Annotated in this window: 16 protein-coding genes; 12 read left to right on the top strand and 4 right to left on the bottom strand. The window is 70.0% G+C overall.

Annotation, left to right across the window (positions count from 1 at the left end):
• The first annotated feature begins 12 nt into the window (after positions 1-12).
• The 4 genes from QRD43_RS08765 to QRD43_RS08750 all read left to right on the top strand — a co-directional run bounded on the left by QRD43_RS08765 (position 13) and on the right by QRD43_RS08750 (position 5,623).
• Positions 13-936: a CysB family HTH-type transcriptional regulator gene (locus tag QRD43_RS08765; RefSeq protein WP_285982105.1), complete on the top strand. Its 924-nt coding sequence runs from the start codon at positions 13-15 to the stop codon at positions 934-936.
• A gap of 125 nt (positions 937-1,061) precedes the next feature.
• A complete protein-coding gene (locus QRD43_RS08760; RefSeq protein WP_285982104.1) occupies positions 1,062-2,078 on the top strand; it encodes a sulfate ABC transporter substrate-binding protein in 1,017 nt (338 codons plus the stop codon).
• A 653-nt stretch (positions 2,079-2,731) separates the two neighbouring features.
• Positions 2,732-5,068 (top strand): TonB-dependent receptor plug domain-containing protein, encoded by a 2,337-nt coding sequence (locus QRD43_RS08755; RefSeq protein WP_285982103.1) that lies wholly within the window; start codon positions 2,732-2,734, stop codon positions 5,066-5,068.
• Between the two features lie 72 nt (positions 5,069-5,140).
• Positions 5,141-5,623 (top strand): ExbD/TolR family protein, encoded by a 483-nt coding sequence (locus tag QRD43_RS08750; RefSeq protein WP_285982102.1) that lies wholly within the window; start codon positions 5,141-5,143, stop codon positions 5,621-5,623.
• Positions 5,624-5,755: 132 nt separating this feature from the next.
• Here QRD43_RS08750 and QRD43_RS08745 read toward each other — a convergent pair whose 3' ends face one another.
• Positions 5,756-6,463 (bottom strand): Bax inhibitor-1/YccA family protein, encoded by a 708-nt coding sequence (locus QRD43_RS08745; RefSeq protein ID WP_285982101.1) that lies wholly within the window; start codon positions 6,461-6,463, stop codon positions 5,756-5,758.
• Positions 6,464-6,486: 23 nt separating this feature from the next.
• Positions 6,487-6,828, bottom strand: a complete 342-nt coding sequence (locus QRD43_RS08740) for an HPF/RaiA family ribosome-associated protein (protein ID WP_285982100.1) — start codon at positions 6,826-6,828, stop codon at positions 6,487-6,489.
• Positions 6,829-7,095: 267 nt separating this feature from the next.
• Here QRD43_RS08740 and QRD43_RS08735 point away from each other — a divergent pair, with 267 nt between their 5' ends.
• From QRD43_RS08735 to QRD43_RS08700, 8 genes are all read left to right on the top strand, one after another.
• The gene (locus tag QRD43_RS08735; RefSeq protein WP_285982099.1) at positions 7,096-8,142 is read left to right on the top strand and encodes an SPFH domain-containing protein; all 1,047 of its coding nucleotides are present in this window, start codon (positions 7,096-7,098) and stop codon (positions 8,140-8,142) included.
• 71 nt (positions 8,143-8,213) lie between these two features.
• Positions 8,214-9,800, top strand: coding sequence for a DUF4178 domain-containing protein (locus QRD43_RS08730; protein ID WP_285982098.1), 1,587 nt, complete (start codon positions 8,214-8,216; stop codon positions 9,798-9,800).
• 58 nt (positions 9,801-9,858) lie between these two features.
• A complete protein-coding gene (locus QRD43_RS08725) occupies positions 9,859-10,083 on the top strand; it encodes a DUF350 domain-containing protein (RefSeq protein WP_285982097.1) in 225 nt (74 codons plus the stop codon).
• 84 nt (positions 10,084-10,167) lie between these two features.
• Positions 10,168-10,464 (top strand): YciI family protein, encoded by a 297-nt coding sequence (locus QRD43_RS08720; protein ID WP_285982096.1) that lies wholly within the window; start codon positions 10,168-10,170, stop codon positions 10,462-10,464.
• A 1-nt stretch (position 10,465) separates the two neighbouring features.
• Positions 10,466-12,040, top strand: coding sequence for a polyamine aminopropyltransferase (locus QRD43_RS08715; protein ID WP_285982095.1), 1,575 nt, complete (start codon positions 10,466-10,468; stop codon positions 12,038-12,040).
• Between the two features lie 2 nt (positions 12,041-12,042).
• Positions 12,043-13,653, top strand: coding sequence for a flavin monoamine oxidase family protein (locus QRD43_RS08710; RefSeq protein WP_285982094.1), 1,611 nt, complete (start codon positions 12,043-12,045; stop codon positions 13,651-13,653).
• A 189-nt stretch (positions 13,654-13,842) separates the two neighbouring features.
• Positions 13,843-15,114, top strand: coding sequence for an NAD(P)/FAD-dependent oxidoreductase (locus tag QRD43_RS08705; RefSeq protein WP_285982093.1), 1,272 nt, complete (start codon positions 13,843-13,845; stop codon positions 15,112-15,114).
• 46 nt (positions 15,115-15,160) lie between these two features.
• On the top strand, positions 15,161-15,955 hold the full coding sequence (locus tag QRD43_RS08700; protein ID WP_285982092.1) for a hypothetical protein: 795 nt from the start codon (positions 15,161-15,163) through the stop codon (positions 15,953-15,955).
• Positions 15,956-15,976: 21 nt separating this feature from the next.
• Here QRD43_RS08700 and QRD43_RS08695 read toward each other — a convergent pair whose 3' ends face one another.
• Together QRD43_RS08695 and QRD43_RS08690 are read right to left on the bottom strand one after the other, a co-directional pair.
• Positions 15,977-16,630 carry a nucleotidyltransferase family protein gene (locus tag QRD43_RS08695; protein WP_285982091.1) on the bottom strand — a complete coding sequence of 218 codons (654 nt, stop codon included), beginning with the start codon at positions 16,628-16,630 and terminating at the stop codon, positions 15,977-15,979.
• The gene (locus tag QRD43_RS08690; protein ID WP_285982090.1) at positions 16,612-17,667 is read right to left on the bottom strand and encodes an XdhC family protein; all 1,056 of its coding nucleotides are present in this window, start codon (positions 17,665-17,667) and stop codon (positions 16,612-16,614) included. The genes QRD43_RS08695 and QRD43_RS08690 overlap by 19 nt, the downstream gene beginning before the upstream one ends.
• Positions 17,668-17,675: the final 8 nt, after the last annotated feature.

Genomic DNA, 17,675 nt, shown 5'->3' with positions numbered 1-17,675 from the left:
AGCTCACCCATCATGAACTTCCAGCAGCTGCGCATCATCCGCGAGGCCGTCCAGCAGAACTTCAACCTGACCGAGGTGGCGGCGGCGCTGTTCACCTCGCAGTCCGGCGTCTCCAAGCACATCAAGGATCTGGAGGACGAACTCGGCGTCGAGCTCTTCGTGCGACGCGGCAAGCGCCTGCTCGGGCTCACCGCGCCGGGCAAGGAGCTGGCGGTCATCGTCGACCGCATGCTGCAGGACGCGCGCAACATCAAGCGCCTGGCCGACCAGTTCGCCGATGCCGAGGCCGGCCAGCTGACCGTCGCGACCACCCACACGCAGGCCCGCTATGCACTGCCGCAGGTCGTGGCGCGCTTCAAGGCGGCCTTTCCCAAGGTGCACCTCGTGCTGCTGCAGGCCAATCCGGCGGAGATCGTCAGCCTGCTGCAGTCCGGCGAGGCCGACATCGGCATCGCCACCGAGGCGCTGGGCGAGGACCCGGCCTTCGTCACCTTTCCCTTCTACGACTGGCACCACAGCGTGGTCGTTCCCGAGGGGCACGCCCTGGCATCCGAGCCGCTGACGCTGGAAGCCCTGGCCGAGCACCCCCTGATCACCTACCACGAGGGCTTCACCGGCCGCGCCCGCATCGATGCCACCTTCGCGCAGGCCGGCCTGGCGCCGGACATCGTGCTCTCCGCGCTGGACGCCGACGTGATCAAGACCTATGTGCAGGTGGGCCTGGGCGTGGGCATCATCGCCTCCATGGCCTTCGAGCCCCAGCGCGACGCGGGCCTGCGCCTGCTGGACGCCTCCCACCTCTTCCCCACCAACACCACGCACCTGGCCCTGAAGAAGAGGCACTACCTGCGCGGCTATGCCTACCGCTTCCTGCAGGAATGCGTCGGTTCGCTCAGCGAGGAGCGCATCCGCGAGGCGCTGGGCGGCGAGGCCTGAGGGAGTCTTCGCTTTCCTCCATTGCTTAGCTGTTTTTCTTGGAGGACAGCGGCGACGGGCGCGGGAAGAATAGGCAACACAGGACGCAAGACCTGCCCCCCGAACCCCAGACCTCCCCGCTGTCCATGCACGCCTTCTCCCTTCTTCGCCGCCTGGCACTTGGCGCCACGCTCCTGGGCCTTGCCGGCACCTCGCTGGCGCAGACCCAGCTGCTCAACGTCTCCTACGACCCCACCCGCGAGCTCTACCAGGACTTCAACGCCGCCTTTGCCAAGCAATGGAAGGCGAAGTCCGGCGAGACCCTGTCCATCAAGCAGTCGCACGGCGGCTCGGGCAAGCAGGCCCGCTCCGTGATCGACGGGCTGGAGGCGGACGTCGTCACCCTGGCCCTGGCCTATGACATCGACGCCCTGCACGACGCCGCGAAGCTCGTGCCCGCGGACTGGCAGAAGCGCCTGCCCCACAACGCCAGCCCCTACACCTCGACCATCGTCTTCCTGGTGCGCAAGGGCAACCCGAAGAAGATCACGAACTGGCCGGACCTGGCCCGCAGCGGCATCGACATCATCACGCCCAATCCCAAGACCTCGGGCGGCGCACGCTGGAACTACCTCGCCGCCTGGGGCTATGCGCTCAAGCAGCCGGGCGGCAATGCCGACTCCGCCAAGGCCTTCGTCAAGCGCATCTACGCCAACACCAAGGTGCTGGACTCCGGCGCCCGCGGCTCGACCACCACCTTCGTCGAGCGCGGCATCGGCGACGTGCTGATCGCCTGGGAGAACGAGGCCTACCTCGCCGTGAAGGAGCTGGGCCGCGACAAATTCGAGATCGTCACGCCCAGCCTCTCCGTCCTGGCCGAGCCGCCGGTGGCCATCGTGGACAAGGTGGTCGACCGTCGCGGCACCCGCAAGCAGGCCCAGGCCTATCTGGACTACCTCTACAGCGCCGAGGGCCAGGAGATCGCCGCCCGCCACTACTACCGCCCCCGCGATGCCAAGGTGGCTGCGAAGTACACGAAGCAGTTCGCACCGGTGCAGCTCTTCACCATCGACGAGCTCTTCGGCGGCTGGCGCCAGGCGCAGAAGACCCACTTCGATGACGGCGGCGTCTTCGACCAGATCTACGCCCCCGGGAGCCGCTGAGGCCGCGAGGCGAGGCCAGTCAAGGGGGCAAGACCTGACCCTCCCTCGCCCCTTCGTCCTCATCCCGTACCGTTTGTCTCCTCGTCAGCCCCCCGCGCGCGGCCGCACGCATGTGCGTCGCTGCGCGGCCTGACCTTGAGCCTCCCCGGATCCACCGCCGGGGGGGCTTCTTTTTTGGCAGCCCCGCCGAACCCTTGCGATTCGTCAAATGCCTGACACAAACGGTGCGCACAATGCGAAGCATCAGGACGCGAGAAATCGGCTGCAACATAGGGCAGAGCACTGGAACCCGTGACCAGCGCGAAATGATCCGTCAGGGCCTTGTGCCCTGTCCGGTAGCAGGGCCACCCACGGTGGCCCTTTGCTTTTGTGGGCCGCAAAGCCCCCCCCGGCCCGATCGAAGACCCGATCGAAGGCTCCCGGCGGGCCCACGCCCCGGCGCTGTGAAGCGCCTGTAAAGAAGTTAAAAAAGGGGGCATGCCAAACGTCAGGGCGGGCGGCCCATGCGATGCTTCGCCCCAATTGCAGCACCCGCCGTGCCAAGCCGCGGTGCTGCCCGGCGGGTCGCCCCATCGCACCCGCCCGGCCCCCCTCCCGAGATCGCGCAGTCAGCCATCGCCGCTGTGCCCACGCCTACCGCCACCATGTCCCCGATGTACGTGCCCTCCGAGTCTTCCTCGCCCCGATTTGCCCTGCGCGGGCTCTGCCTGAGCCTCAGCCTGATGGGATTCGCCAGCCTCGCCCTGGCGCAGGAAGCCGCGCCAGCGCCGGCCCCCGCCGCGAGCGCACCGCGCGCACCGGCCAAGCCCGCCACCCCCGCCCGGCCGGCCTCCCCGGCCCCGGCGGAGCCGCGCCAGACGCTCGAGAAGGTCGAGGTCAGCGGCGGCGCCAGTGACGACGCCACGCGCCGTGCGTCCTCGGCGGCCAAGATCGTGATCGGCCGCGAGGAGATCGAGAAGTTCGGCGACAACAGCCTCGGCGAGGTGATGAAGCGCCTGCCCGGCGTCACCACCGGCGGGCGGCCCGGCCGCGGCGGCGAGATCCGCATGCGCGGCATGGGTGGCGGCTTCACGCAGATCCTGGTGAATGGCGAGCGCATGCCGCCCGGCTTCTCGCTGGACCAGTTGCCGCCCGAGCAGGTCGAGCGCATCGAGATCATGCGCGCGCCGACGGCCGAGTTCGGCGCCCGCGCCATCGCCGGCACCATCAACGTCGTGCTGCGCGAGGCCTACCAGCGCAAGGTCAACGACCTGCGCGCGGGGCTCACCATCGAGCGCTCGCAGGTCAACCCCAACCTCTCCTGGCAGCGCAACGACAAGCTCGACGACGCCGGCAGCAGCTACAACCTGGCCGTGAATGCCGGCCAGATGAAGCATGTGGACGACCAGAACGGCCGCACCGTCGCGGAGGACCTGCACGGCGGACCCACCCGCGTCTTGACGACCAGCGGCAGCGGCACCGACGAGCGCAAGATGCTCAACGCCACCGGCCGCGTGCAGTGGCGCCTGGGCGAGGGCGAGTCCTTTGCCCTCCAGCCCTTCCTGAGCCTCAACAAGGGCTCGAGCAGCAGCCAGCAGCGCCAGAGCGGCGACCGCAGCGACGGCCGCCCCCTGCCCTACGACAGCGCCCAGACCGACGGCACATCCGAGTTCAAGATGCTGCGCCTCAACACCCAGCTGCAGAAGAAGCTGGACGCGGACACCCGCCTCGACCTGCGCGCCGGTCTCGGGCGGGCGCTGATGGACTCCCACACCCTGCGCCAGGAATTCGCAGGCAGCGTCGGCACCCGCACGCAGGAAGACACCGTCAGCGGCCACGACAGCAACTGGAGCCTCATGGCCAAGGCCTCGCGCCAGCTGGAGAACGAGCACAGCCTCGTCGGCGGCCTCGAGGCCGAGAGCCAGACCCGCCACCAGACCCGCGTGAGCCTGCAGAACGGCCTGCCACGCCCCGAACTGGCGGACTTCGGCGACAACATCTCCGCCTCGGTGCGCCGCTTCGCCGCCTACGGCCAGGACGAATGGTCGATGGGCCCGCACTGGTCCTTCTACGCCGGCCTGCGCTGGGAAGGCATCGAGACGAAGAGCGACGCCGCCAACTACGCCGTCAGCAACAAGTCCAGCGTCTGGACACCCCTGCTGCACGCCGTCTGGAAGCCCGAGGAGAAGAGCCGCAACCAGGTCCGCATGAGCCTGACCCGCAGCTACCGCTCGCCGCAGCTGCAGGACCTGATCGCGCGGCCCAGCATCAACAGCGAGTACCCCTGCCCGGCCGACGGCCTGTGCGGCCCGAATGCCGTGCAGTACGCCGACCGCAGCGGCAACCCGGACCTGCGCCCCGAGATGGCCACGGGCCTCGAGGTGGCCTTCGAGCGCTACCTCGTCAAGGGCGGTCTGCTGAGCGCGAACTTCTTCTACCGCCACATCAACGACCTGATCCGCACCGAGACGCGCCTGGAGACCGTCTCCTGGGCCAATGTCCCGCGCTGGGTCGCGCGGCCGCAGAACATCGGCAGCGCCAAGACCTTCGGCGTGGAACTGGAAGCCAAGTTCCGCCTCGACGAGTTCGTCGACGAGGCCCTGCCGATCAACCTGCGCAGCAACCTGAGCCTCTTCAGCTCCAGCGTGGACGGCATCCCGGGGCCCAACAACCGCATCGACTCGCAGCCCAAGGCCACGGCCAACATCGGCTTCGACTACAAGCTGCGCGCCCTGCCCCTGACGCTGGCTGCCGGCCTGAACTGGACGCCCGGCGGCACGCTGCAGCAGACGCTGATCCAGCAGAGCGTCACGCCCACCAAGCGCGTGATCGACGCCTCCGCCACCTGGGCCATCGACCGCGACACGCAGCTGCGCCTCTCGGCCTCCAACCTGGCGCCGCTGGACTACAACACCAGCACGATCATCACGACGGCCGACAACCGCATCACCACCGACAACCTGGGGCGCAGCTTCACGGTGTGGCAGCTGCGCTGGGAGAAGAAGCTGTAAGGCGCTGACGGCCCCGGCGGGGCTCTGGCATCATGGCGTGGCGGCGCCGCCCGCGCGCCCCGGAGCCTCCGCATGCACGCCCTGAGCATCCCACCGGAATCCTGGCCCACGCCCACGCCGGGCCTGTGCACCGCGCCGCTGGCCGCCGTCCTGCTGGCGCTCATCAGCCTGTGGATGCTGGCCATGCCGGCGCCGACGCATGCCGTGGCCCTGCGCCTGGATGCCAGCTGCTCGGTGGAGGGCGCCCTGCCCTCGCCCGTCCACACGGTGCGCATCGCGGCAGACAGCACCGTTTTTCTGGACGGGCAGCGCCTGGAGGGCCGCACCGCGATCGAGGCCCGCCTGCAGGCGATCGCCTCCTCGCCGGACGGGCGGCCGCCCGTCGTGCAGGTCCTGCCGCATCCGGCGGCCGACTACCGCAGCACCGTGGCCGTGCTGGCCGCGGCGCAGCGCCAGAACATCGCCCACCTGCAGGTCCAGGCCGAGGGCGCCCTGCTGCCGATGGCCGCCTGCCCCGGACGCATCGATGACGAGGGCGCGCTGGTCCGCCGCTGAGGCGGGCTCCGGCGGTCGCGGCGATCCCCGCCCGGCGCGATCAGAAAAAAGCCCCCGCGCAGCGCGGAGCGCCGTGCGGGGGCCAAAGGACGGGGCTGGCGGCGTCTGGAAGCCCGCCCCGCCACCAGCAACTTACTCGTCCGAGCTGCCGAAGCCGAACAGCGCCAGCAGGCTCGTGAAGAGGTTGTAGACCGACACATACAGGCTGACGGTCGCCAGCACGTAGTTGCGCTCGCCGCCGTTCACGATGTTGCTCGTCTCGAACAGGATCAGGCCCGCCGAGAGCAGCGCCACCATGCCGGACACCGCCAGGCTCAGCGCCGGGATCTCAAAGAACATGGCGGCCAGGCCGGCCACCAGGGCGATGATCATCCCGGCGAACAGGAAGCCGCCCATGAAGCTGAAGTCCTTGCGGGTCGTCAGCACCCAGGCGGACAGGCCCAGGAAGGTGGCGCCCGTCGCGGCGAGGGCCAGCGCGATGGTCTGCCCGCCGCCCGGCAGCGACAGCGTATGGCTCAGCACCGGGCCCAGGCTGTAGCCCATGAAGCCCGTCAGCGAGAAGACCGCGGGCAGCGCCCAGCCGCTGTTCTGCAGGCGATGGATGGCGAACAGCAGGCCGAAGTAGACGCCCATCGTGATCAGCAGACCCGGCGCGGGCAGCCGCATCGCCACGCTGGCGGACGCCACGACGGCGCTGAAGAGCAGCGTCAGGGACAGCAGCGCGTAGGTGTTGCGCAGGACCCGGGTCGTGTCCGCAGGCACGGCCACGCTGGGCATCGTCACGACGGTGGGGGACGACGACGCGGAGGTCGTCAGGTTCAGGGGGTTCATCGAGCTCATGGCCTTTTCTCCTTCAATCGGGGTCATCGTTCGTCGCGCAGCAGGCGCTGGCGTAGCCGCCGGTCATCCCGGCCGCGCCGCCACTGGCGAACCAGGAAGCGGGCCGCCCGGGCCAGGGCCTGGTCCAGCGCCGTGCGCCAGTGGCGGGCCACGGAGGCCACGATCACCGTGCCGGCGCCGTCGGTCCGCAGGGCGATCTGGCAGCGCTTGTCGATCCCGCCCTTCGGCCCGTTGACGTCCGACAGCTGCACCTCGGCACGCGGCACCAGCCACTTCAGGCGGCGCAGGGCAAAGCGGACGCGGTGCTCGCTCAGGGCACGGAATTCGGCCGCCATCGGGTGGCGGGAGATGAACAGCACTTGCATGGGTGATCTCCTTGGCTGAGGGACACCCCCCGACTGTGCCCGCAGCATCGATTCCGAAAAACCAGCAATTAGAAGATCAATCAATCGGAAAAACCTGATGAATCACGCCAGAGCCCATGGACAGGCGCCTGGCCGCCTGCCCGAGGGGAGTGCCGCCCGTCACACACCCTCTGTGGGGGTCGGTCACCGCCCAAAACCCGCCCGCATCTGGTGGATACTCTGTCCCGCGGTCGACCTGACCGCATTGCCTGGAGCCTGGAGGGAATCATGGGTTTGATGGATTTCATCAAGAAACAGTTCATTGACGTCCTGCAATGGACGGAGGACGGGGACGGCACCCTGGCCTGGCGCTATCCCATGCAGGACTTCGAAATCCAGTACGGCGCCCAGCTGGTCGTGCGCGAGTCGCAGCTGGCGGTCTTCGTCAATGAAGGCAAGGTGGCGGACGTCTTCGGCCCGGGCACTCACAAGCTCACCACGCAGACCCTGCCCCTGCTGACCAACCTGAAGAACTGGGACAAGCTCTTCGAGTCCCCGTTCAAGAGCGACGTCTACTTCTTCAGCACGCGCCAGCAGATCGACCAGCGCTGGGGCACGCCGCAGCCCGTCACCATCCGCGACAAGGACTTCGGTGCCGTGCGCCTGCGCGCCTTCGGCAACTACGCCTACCGCATTGCCGACCCGAAGCGCTTCCACCAGGAGATCTCGGGCACCCGCGAGCGCTACACGGCGCAGGAGCTCGACGGCCAGCTGCGCGGCACCATCCTGCAGCACATCAGCGACGCCGTCGCGCAGAGCGGCATCCCCTTCCTGGACCTGGCCGCGAACCAGGTCGAGTTCGCCACGCAGCTGCAAGCCGCCACGGCGCCCGCCTTCGAGAAGCTGGGCCTGAAGCTGGAGTCGGTGACGCTGCAGAGCGTGTCCCTGCCCGAGGAGCTGCAGAAGATCCTCGACCAGAAGATCGGCATGGGCATGATCGGCCAGAACATGGGCCAGTTCATGCAGTACCAGACGGCGCAGGCCATCCCCAAGCTCGCCGAAGGCGTGGGCCAGGGCGGTGGCGGCATCGCGGGCGACGCCATGGGCCTGGGGGCAGGTCTTGCCCTCGGCCAGACGCTGGCGCAGCAGATGGCCGCCGGCCTCGCCGCCCAGCCGCAGGCCGCCGCCCAGCCGGCCGCCGCGGCACCGGTGGCGCAGAGCGCCGACGACATCATGTCCCTGCTGGAGAAGCTGGGCGAGCTCAAGGCCAAGGGCATCCTCACCGAGGAAGAGTTCGCGGCCAAGAAGGCCGACCTGCTCAAGAAGCTCGGCTGAGGCCGCTGCCAACACCGCACGCCGCGCCGGGGCCCTCGGGCCCGCGGCGCGCGTGCCCAGCCTGACACCGAGTGGCCCCCACCACCCCCCAACGCCGCTGGCAAGCGGCATGCCCGAATTGCGGTGCGCCCGTCGAGTTCGCCTCGGCGGCGTCGCACAGCGCCGTCTGCAGCTACTGCCGCGCCACGCTGCTGCGCGAAGGCGACGCCCTGCGCAAGATCGGCCAGAGCGCCGAGCTCTTCGAGGACTACTCCCCCTTGCAGCTGGGCGCCAGCGGCAAGTACCAGGGCGAGCCCTTCACCGTGCTCGGCCGCATTCAACTCCGGACCGAGGAAGCCAGCTGGAACGAGTGGCACATCCTCTTCGGCCACGGGCGCAGCGCCTGGCTCTCGGAGGACAACGGCGCCTTCGTGATCGGTTTCGAAGCCCCGCTGGAGGAGGCGCCGCCGCCGCTCGGCAATCTCATCGTCGGCGTGCCCGTCACCGTCGGCGGCAGCCGCTGGGAGGTGGCCTCCAAGGTCGATGCGACCGTGCTGGCCGCCGAGGGCGAGCTGCCCCGGCCGCCCGAGCTGCTCAAGAGCTACGGGGTCGTCGAGCTGCGCAGCAGCAAGGGCGAGGTCGGCAGCCTCGAGTTCAGCCAGCCGCAGGCCCCGGTCTGGACGGTGGGGCGAAGCGTACGCCTGGCCGACCTGGCCCTGAGCGGCCTGCGCGAGGACAGCAGCAAGACACTCTCGGGCAAGTCCCTGCCCTGCCCGGGCTGCGGCGCCTCGCTGACCCCGAAGCTCGACAGCACGCAGTCCATCGTCTGCCCGCAATGCCACACGGTCACGGACATCTCCAAGGGCGTCGGCCAGGACCTGGCCCACTATGCCCAGAGCAATGGCATGGAGCCGCTGATCCCCCTGGGCACCACGGGGAAGCTGGCGCTGATGGGCGGCACGCCCCAGGACTGGCAGGTCGTCGGCTACACGGAGCGCTGCGACCTGCCGCAGGGGGATGACGAGGAACAGACCTTCTGGCGCGAGTACCTCCTCTTCAACCGCCTGGAGGGCTTCGCCTTCCTCGTGGACACCGAGGACGGCTGGAGCGTGGTGCGCCCGCTCACCGGCGCCCCGACGGCCGACAAGGCCGGCGCCGTCACCTGGCAGACCAAGCGCTTCGCGCGGCGCTGGCAGTACACCGCCGTCATCACCTATGTGCTGGGCGAGTTCTACTGGCGCGTGAAGCGCGGCGAGAAGTGCCTCGTCACCGACTTCGAGTACCGCGCCGGCAGCCGCACCGAGCTGCTCAGCCGGGAACAGACGGGCAACGAGGTCACATGGAGCCACGGCCGCAAGCTGGACGCCGACGACGTGCTCAAGGGCTTCGCGCTGCCGGGCGATCGCCGGGCCGCCTTTGCCCGCGACGCCGGCGTGCGCGCGAGCGGCGATGCCCACAGCCTCTTCGCCAAGATCATCCTGGGCGCCTTCGTGGTCCTGGTGCTGCTCCTGCTCGTGCGGGCCTGCAGCAGCGATGATTGCCAGGCCTACAAGGACGGCTACGGCGAGTCCAGCGCCGAATACCAGAACTGCCGTCGCAACGGCGGCGTGCACTACAGCGGCGGATCGGGCGGTGGCTCGTATGGCGGCTACAGCAGCGGCGGCGGCGGTCACAAGTGAGCGCGGCCCGGATCACGAAAGACGACGAAATGATGGACTTCGAAAGGTCAGGCACCTCATGAACGGCTTCGAATACCTCAAGCCCGGCATCGTGCTGGGATCCATCCTCTACGCCCTGATCGGCGTGCTGGTGTTCTGGATCAGCTTCGTCATCATCGACAAGCTCACCCCCTACAAGCTGTGGGAGGAGATCGTCGAGCACAAGAACATGGCCCTGGCCGTGGTCGTGGCCGCGATGTGCATCTCCATCGGCCAGATCGTGGCCGCGGCGATCCACGGCTGACGCCTGCCGGCCCCCTGCCCGGCTCCCTGCCCGGCCCCGACCGCCGCATGGCCGGGGGCCGGTCGCTTCCCGAGCTTTTCTCCCATGCTGTTCATCGTCCGATTCCACGACCGCGAGGAGGCCCTGCCCCTGCGCCACGAGCATATGCAGGCGCACCTCGACTGGCTGGCCGCCCACGCCGCGCAGGTGCGCATCGCCGGCTCGCTGCGTGAAGACCCGGTGCTGCCGCCCGTCGGTGCCCTGTGGATCGTGGAGGCCCCGAGCCGCGAGGCCGTCCAGGCCCTGATCGCGACGGACCCCTTCTCCGTGGCCGGCCTGCGCGCGCGCTGCGAGATCCTGCACTGGTCCAAGGCCTTCCCGGGCCAGCAGGCGGTGATCTGACATGAGCCCTGCCCCGCACGACGAGCCCCTGCCAGCTGCCCAGCGCATCAGCCTGCAGGAGCTGCTGCTGCTCTCCAGCGTCTTTGTGATCGCTGCCTGCGGCCTGGTCTACGAGCTCACCGCCGGCGCGCTGGCCAGCTACCTGATGGGCGATTCGGTGCTGCAGTTCAGCACCATCATCGGCTGCTACCTCTTCGCCATGGGCCTCGGGTCCTGGCTCTCGCGCTTCGTGGAGCGGCAGCTGGTGGCGCAGTTCCTGCGCATCGAGCTGCTGGTGGGCGTGGTCGGCGGGCTGATGCCGGCCGGGCTCTTCGCCGCCCACAGCTGGCTGCCGCCGTCCGAGCTGACCCTCTTCCGCAGCATGCTCTACGGGCTCGTGCTGCTGGTGGGCATCCTCGTGGGCCTGGAGATCCCGCTGGTGATGCGCATCATCAAGCGCCAGGTGCGCCAGCGCTATGCGCTCAAGGATCTGGTCTCGCAGGTGCTGACCTTCGACTACCTCGGCGCGCTGGTCGTCGCGCTGGCCTTCCCGCTGCTGCTCGTGCCGCAGCTCGGGCTGGTGCGCACCGGGCTCGTCTTCGGCCTGCTGAACGTGGCCGTGGCCTGCTGGGCGCTGTGGATGTTCCGCGCGGAGCTGCGCGGCTGGCGCCAGCATGCGCTGGCCTGCGCGGGCTCGGCGGTGCTGCTGCTCGCGGCCCTCGCCGGCGCCGACCGGCTGACCACCTGGGCCGAGGACCGCTTCTACGGCGAGCACATCCTCATCAAGGAAACCAGCGCCTATCAGCGCATCGTCGTGACGCAGGGCAAGGCCGGCGTGCGGCTCTTCCTCAACGGCAATCTGCAGTTCCACTCGAAGGACGAGTACCGCTACCACGAGGCCCTCGTGCACCCGGCCATGGCCGCGCACGGGGCGCCGCGTCGCGTGCTCGTGCTGGGCGGCGGGGACGGCATGGCGGTGCGCGAGATCCTGCGCTATCCCTCGGTGCTCTCGGTCACGCTCGTCGAGCTGGACCCGCACATGACGCGGCTCTTCTCGACGCTGCCCCTGCTGCGCAGCCTCAACCACGACGCGCTGCGCAACCCCAAGCTGCGCGTCGTCAATGCGGACGCCTTCGGCTGGCTGGAGCAGCACGAGGAGCGCTTCGACGTCATCGTCATCGACTTCCCCGACCCCAGCAACTTCGCGCTGGGCAAGCTCTACACCAGCAGCTTCTACCAGCTGATCGACCAGCACCTCGATGCCGGCGGCTATGCGGTGGTGCAGACGACCTCGCCCCTCATCGCCCGGCGCAGCTTCTGGACCGTGGTGAACACGCTGGAGTCCGTCGGCCTGTCCACCACGCCGTACCACACGCATGTGCCGAGCTTCGGCGAATGGGGCTTCGTGCTGGCCGGGCGCCGCCCCTGGGCTGTGCCGCGCGGCCTGCCGCCGGGGCTGCGCTTCCTGACGCTGGACAGCCTGCCGACGATGATGAGCTTCCCCGCCGACATGAGCCGGGTCGAGACCGACATCAACCGTCTCTCCAACCAGGCGCTGGTGCGCGAGTTCGAGGCCGAGTGGGGCAAGGTGCACTGAGCATGCGGCGCCGCGACCTGCTGGGCGCCCTGACGGCCTCCTCGGCCGCGGTGGCCGCACCGGCGCTGCTGTCCGGCTGCGCGCCGCAGGAGCGGCCGGCGCTGGCGGGCGGCTGGGTCGGCGCAAATGCCGAGCGCGGCCACCGCCTGCGCGATCCCGACACCCGCGAACGCCTGCTGCGCGCGGCGCGCGAGGCCACGCCGCGGCGCACCGACACGCTGGTCGTCGGCGGCGGGGTGTCAGGTCTTGCCTGTGCCCGGCGCCTCGCGCAGGCCGGCCGGGACGTCGCGCTGCTGGAGCTCGAGGACGAGGCCGGCGGCAATGCCCGCGGTCATCGCCTGGGTGCACTGGCCTGCCCGCTCGGCGCCCACTACCTGCCGACGCCAGGCCCGGAGGCGCCCGAGGTGGCGCAGCTGCTCGAGGCGCTCGGGGTGAGCCGCCAGCACGCCGGACGCACGGTCTACGAGGAGCGCTTCCTGTGCCACAGCCCGCAGGAGCGCCTGTTCTTCGAGGGGCAGTGGTACGAGGGCCTGCTGCCGCCCGCCGAGAGCGCCGCCACGCGCGAGCAGTACCAGCGCTTCGGGCAGGCGGTCTCGCAGGCGCAGCGCCTGGGTTTCGCCATGCCCTCGCACCGCGCGCCATGGACGCCCGCCCACGCCGCGCTGGACGGCCGGACTTTCGCCCGCTGGCTGGACGAGCAGCAGCTCGACGACGCCCGGCTGCGCTGGTACCTCGACTATTGCTGCCGCGACGACTACGGCGCCGGGCTCGAGACGGTCAGCGCCTGGGCCGGCCTGCACTACTTCGCGAGCCGGCACGGCTTCCACGGAGGCGACGCGCGGACCGGCGACGAGGAACGCGACGCCGTGCTCACCTGGCCCGAGGGCAATGCCTGGCTGACCCGCCACATGGCCGCCGCCCTGGGCCCGCAACTGCACACCGGGCGTCTGGTGCTGCAGGTCGTGGAGGGCCGGCATGGCGTCGAGGCGTTCGCCTGGAACGCGGCCACCGGGACCGGCGAGCGCTGGCAGGCCCGCCAGGTCGTGATGGCCACGCCGCTCTTCATCGCCGCCCGGCTGCTGGAGACGCCGCCCGAGGCCCTGCGCGAGGTCGTCGCCCGCCAGCCGCATGCGCCCTGGCTCGTCGCCAATCTGCAGCTGTCGGCGCCGCTGCTGGAGCGCAGCGGGCCGGGCCTCAGCTGGGACAACGTCATCCACGGCAGCGAACAGCTGGGCTATGTGGACGCCGGCCACCAGCGCCTGGACCCGACCCCGGCCGCCACCGTGCTGACGGCCTACTGGGCTCTGCCCGCCGCGCAGCGCCCGGCCCTGCTCAGCGGCCCCTGGGAGACCTGGGCCCGTCAGGTGCTGGCCCCGCTGCAGGCCGTGCATCCGGACCTGCCCGGGAAGCTGCAGCGCATCGATCTCATGCGCTGGGGTCATGCCATGAGCATTCCCGTGCCCGGCCTGCGCGGCTCGACCGCGTTGCAGGCCCTGCGCGAGGCCCACGGCCGCCTGCACTTCGCGCACAGCGATCTCGCCGCCTACTCCGTGTTCGAGGAGGCCTACACGGCCGGCTGGGGCGTCGCCGGGCGGCTGCTGGGACGGCGCTGAGCCCCCGGGGCCGTGGACGCCGCCTCGCCCCCATCCTGCGAATTGCTACACCCCTGATCATCCAGGGCGGTTTTAACTTTTGTATTTGCGTATTTACTCAAATAGTATAAATTCGTGGGACGCGAGAAGCGCAGACAGAACCGCTGGCCGCCAGGCCCCTCGGCGCGACCGGCCTCACAGGAGACAGTCATGGCCCATATCGTCATCCTAGGCGCGGGTACCGGCGGCATGCCTGCAGCCTACGAACTGCGTGAAAAGCTGGACGGCAGTCATCGCATCACAGTGGTGAATGCTGTCGACTACTTCCAGTTCGTCCCCTCGAACCCCTGGGTCGCGGTGGGCTGGCGGTCCCGCGAAGACATCACCTTCCCCATCCGGCCCTACCTGGAAAAGAAGGGCATCGCCTTCGTGGCCCAGCGCGTGGATCGCATCGACGCCGAGGGCAACCGCCTGTCTCTGGCAGACGGCACCGAACTGGCCTACGACTACCTGGTCATCTGCACCGGCCCCAAGCTGGCCTTCGACGAGGTGCCGGGCGCCGGCCCCGAGGCCCACACCCACTCCATCTGCGCGGTCGACCATGCGGACAAGACCTGGGCCGCCTACCAGGCCTTCCTCGAGAACCCCGGCCCCGTGATCATCGGCGCCATGCCAGCCGCCTCCTGCTTCGGCCCGGCCTACGAGTTCGCCTTCATCATCAACCGCGACCTGCAGAAGCGCAAACTGCGCCACAAGGTCCCGATGACCTTCGTGACCAGTGAGCCCTACATCGGCCACCTGGGCCTCGGCGGCGTGGGCGACTCCAAGTCCATGCTGGAAAGCGACTTCCGCAACCACCACATCCAATGGATCACCAATGCCAAGGTGACCCAGGTCGAGGACGGCACCATGCACGTCACCGAGATGGACGAGATGGGCGGCATCAAGAAGGAGCACCAGCTGGCCTTCAAGTTCAGCATGATGCTGCCCGCCTTCCGCGGCGTGGATGCCGTGGCGCAGGTGGAAGGCCTGTGCAACCCGCGGGGCTTCGTGCTGATCGACGAATACCAACGCAGCAAGAAGTACCACAACATCTTCTCGGCCGGCGTCTGCGTGGCCATCCCGCCCGTGGAGGCCACCCCCGTGCCGACCGGGGCGCCCAAGACGGGCTACATGATCGAGACCATGGTGACCGCGATCGTCCAGAACATCGCAGACGAGATCGCCGGCAAGCCGGTCATCAGCAAGGGCACCTGGAACGCCATCTGTCTGGCCGACATGGGCGACACCGGCGCCGCCTTCGTCGCCCTGCCCCAGATCCCGCCCCGCAACGTCAACTGGTTCAAGAAGGGCAAGTGGGTGCACGTGGCCAAGATCGCCTTCGAGAAGTACTTCATGTACAAGATGAAGACCGGAAGCTCCGAGCCCATCTACGAAAAGTACGTGCTGAAGTCCCTCGGCATCGAGCGCCTGGAGCGCTGAGAGGCGCGGCCCCGCGGCCGCCCGGCATAGGCCAGAATGCAGGCCCATGAACCGTCTGCATGCCCAGTGGCAACGCCTCTTCCTGCCCTCCATCCAGCCGACGACCCCGCTCGACGTCAGCGGTGGCACGCCCGCGCTGCAGGACGCCGCGGGCCGCACCCGGGCCCTGATGATCGAGCTGGCCCGCCCGGCCGACTGGCCAGCGCTTGCCACCGTCTGGCAGGGCATGCAGCAGGACCTCGGCCTGCCGGCGCCCGCCATCGCGGTGTCCGGCGTCGACGGCTTCCAGCTGTGGCTCAGCCTCGCGGAGCCCGTGGATGCCGCATCGGGCCTCGACGTTCTCGATGCCTTGCGCCGGCGCTACTTGCCGGACGTGATGCCGCAGCGTCTGCATCTGCAGGCGGGTGACCGGGCACGGACAGGGACTCAGCGCGAAGCTGCCGCCCGGCCCTTGCCGCCCCAAGCACAAGCCGTCCCGGACCAGTGGTCGGCCTTCGTGAGTCAAGACCTGACCCTCGTGTTCGCCGACACGCCCTGGCTCGACATCCCGCCCGGTGTGGATGCGCAGGCCGACGTGCTGGCCGGTATCGCCTGCATCAGCACGGACGCCCTGCAGCGGGCGATGGCACAGCTGGCGCCGCCGAGCGAGGGCCATGCCGACGCCGCGCCAGCAAGCGTCCCGTCCGGCTCGGTGACGAGCGAGATCGACCACAGCGCCACCCCAGGGACCGAGGCCGCACAACGCGCCCGCGCCTTCCTGCTCCAGGTGATGGATGACAGCACCGTCGCCCTACCCTTGCGGATCGAGGCGGCAAAGGCCTTGCTGGCATCCGGAGGCTGAGCTAACGCTCCGACACAGGCTTCAAGGCCAGTCGACGCTCAACGGCACGCACGCCTGCCGTAGCGCCGCCAGCGCCTCGCCGGTGTCCAGGTCCTGCACCGGGCCGGCGCTGTCGATCTCCTGGAATCGGACCTGCGCCGACTGCGCCGCCAGCCAGTGCCGCACGCCCTGCTCCGCCGGCTGTGCGTCGATGGCGTGCAGCGCGCTCGGGCTCAGCAGCACGGGATGCCCGCGCTGCCCGGCCACGGTCGGCACCAGGGCCTCGATGCCCGCCTCGCGGGCTTCCCACGCTGCGCGCAACGTGAGCAGGTCGTCCGACGTCAGTGCCGTGAGATCCCCCAGCAGCAGCCACAGCGGGCGATTCGGCTGGGCGGCGATGTGGGCGCTGATGGCGAGGCGCTGGGAGTCGATGAGGGAAGGCTCAGCCCGCGTGTGACGCAGCGGCGTGAGGCCCGCGCGCTCGGCCAGCGACAGCAGGGTGTCGAGGTAGGGGCCGAGCACGACCTGCGGCTGCGCGACACCCGCCCCGCGCAAGGCAGCCGCCAGACGCTCGAGGAGGCTTTGATCGCCGATGTGCAGGGCCGCCTTGGGTCGGCCGCCGAGGCGGCGCCCGAGCCCCGCCGCGAGGATGACGGCGCCAGGCGCCGAGGCGTCGCTCAGCGGCCGCACACCCACGCGTCCGCCATCGCGGGCTCCAGGCCCAGCAGCGATTCTTCCGCGCCCTTGGCCTCGGCCACCTGCACCTGGGGCGGCAAGGCGATGCCGTTCTTGCAGGCCACGACCTCGGCCATGATGGACAGCGCAATCTCGGCGGGCGTCTTGCTGCCGATGTAGAGCCCGGCGGGGCTGCGCAGGCGCGCCATCTGTGCCGGCGTGAGGTCGAAGTGCTCCTGCAGGCGCTCACGGCGCTGCTGGGCGTTGCGGCGCGAGCCGATGGCGCCGACGTAGAAGGCCGGCGACTGCAGGGCGTCGATCAGGGCGAGGTCGTCCAGCTTGGGGTCGTGCGTCAGCGCGACGACGGCCGTGCGGGCGTCCGGGCGCAGGCGCTGGATGAGGTCGTCCGGCATCTCGTGGCTGAGCTGCACGCCCGGCAGGCTCCAGCCGGCGCGCTGCTCGGGCCGCGGGTCGCACACCACGATCTCGAAGCCGAGGCTCAGCGCCATCTCGGACATGAAGCGCGAGAGATCCCCTGCGCCGATCAGCACCAGCCGCGCGCGCGGACCGAAGTGGTTGACCAGCACGTCACCCTCGCACCGGGGCACGCCGTCCGTGCCACCGGGCAGGAGCGTGACGACCCCGCTGCGCAGGTCCAGGTGGCGCTCCGTGCCCTGGCGGGCGGCGCAGGCGGCGAGCAGCTCGGCCACCCGGCTGTGCGCCTGCAGCGGCTCCAGCACCAGCTCCACCGTGCCGCCGCAGGGCAGGCCGAAGCGATGGGCCTGGTCCGCGGAGATGCCGTAGCGCAGCACCGCGGGCAGGCCCTGCGCGCAGACGGCCTCGATACCTTCCTCGCGGATGCGCAGGATGAGGTCGTCCTCGATGCAGCCGCCCGAGACCGAGCCCACGGTCTCGCCCTGGCCGTTGATGGCCATCAGCGAGCCCGGCGGGCGCGGCGACGAGCCCCAGGTGCGCGCCACCGTCACCAGCAGTGCGGGCTCGCCCGCGGCCTGCCAGGCGGCCGCACGGCGCAGCACCAGGGTGTCGAGGTCTTCCATGGCGCGGC

Source organism: Roseateles subflavus, assembly GCF_030285365.1.
Taxonomy (GTDB): Bacteria; Pseudomonadota; Gammaproteobacteria; order Burkholderiales; family Burkholderiaceae_C; genus Roseateles_B; species Roseateles_B subflavus.
Note: the sequence above shows the minus strand (reverse complement) of the source record. Positions and strands in the feature narration are given on the sequence as shown.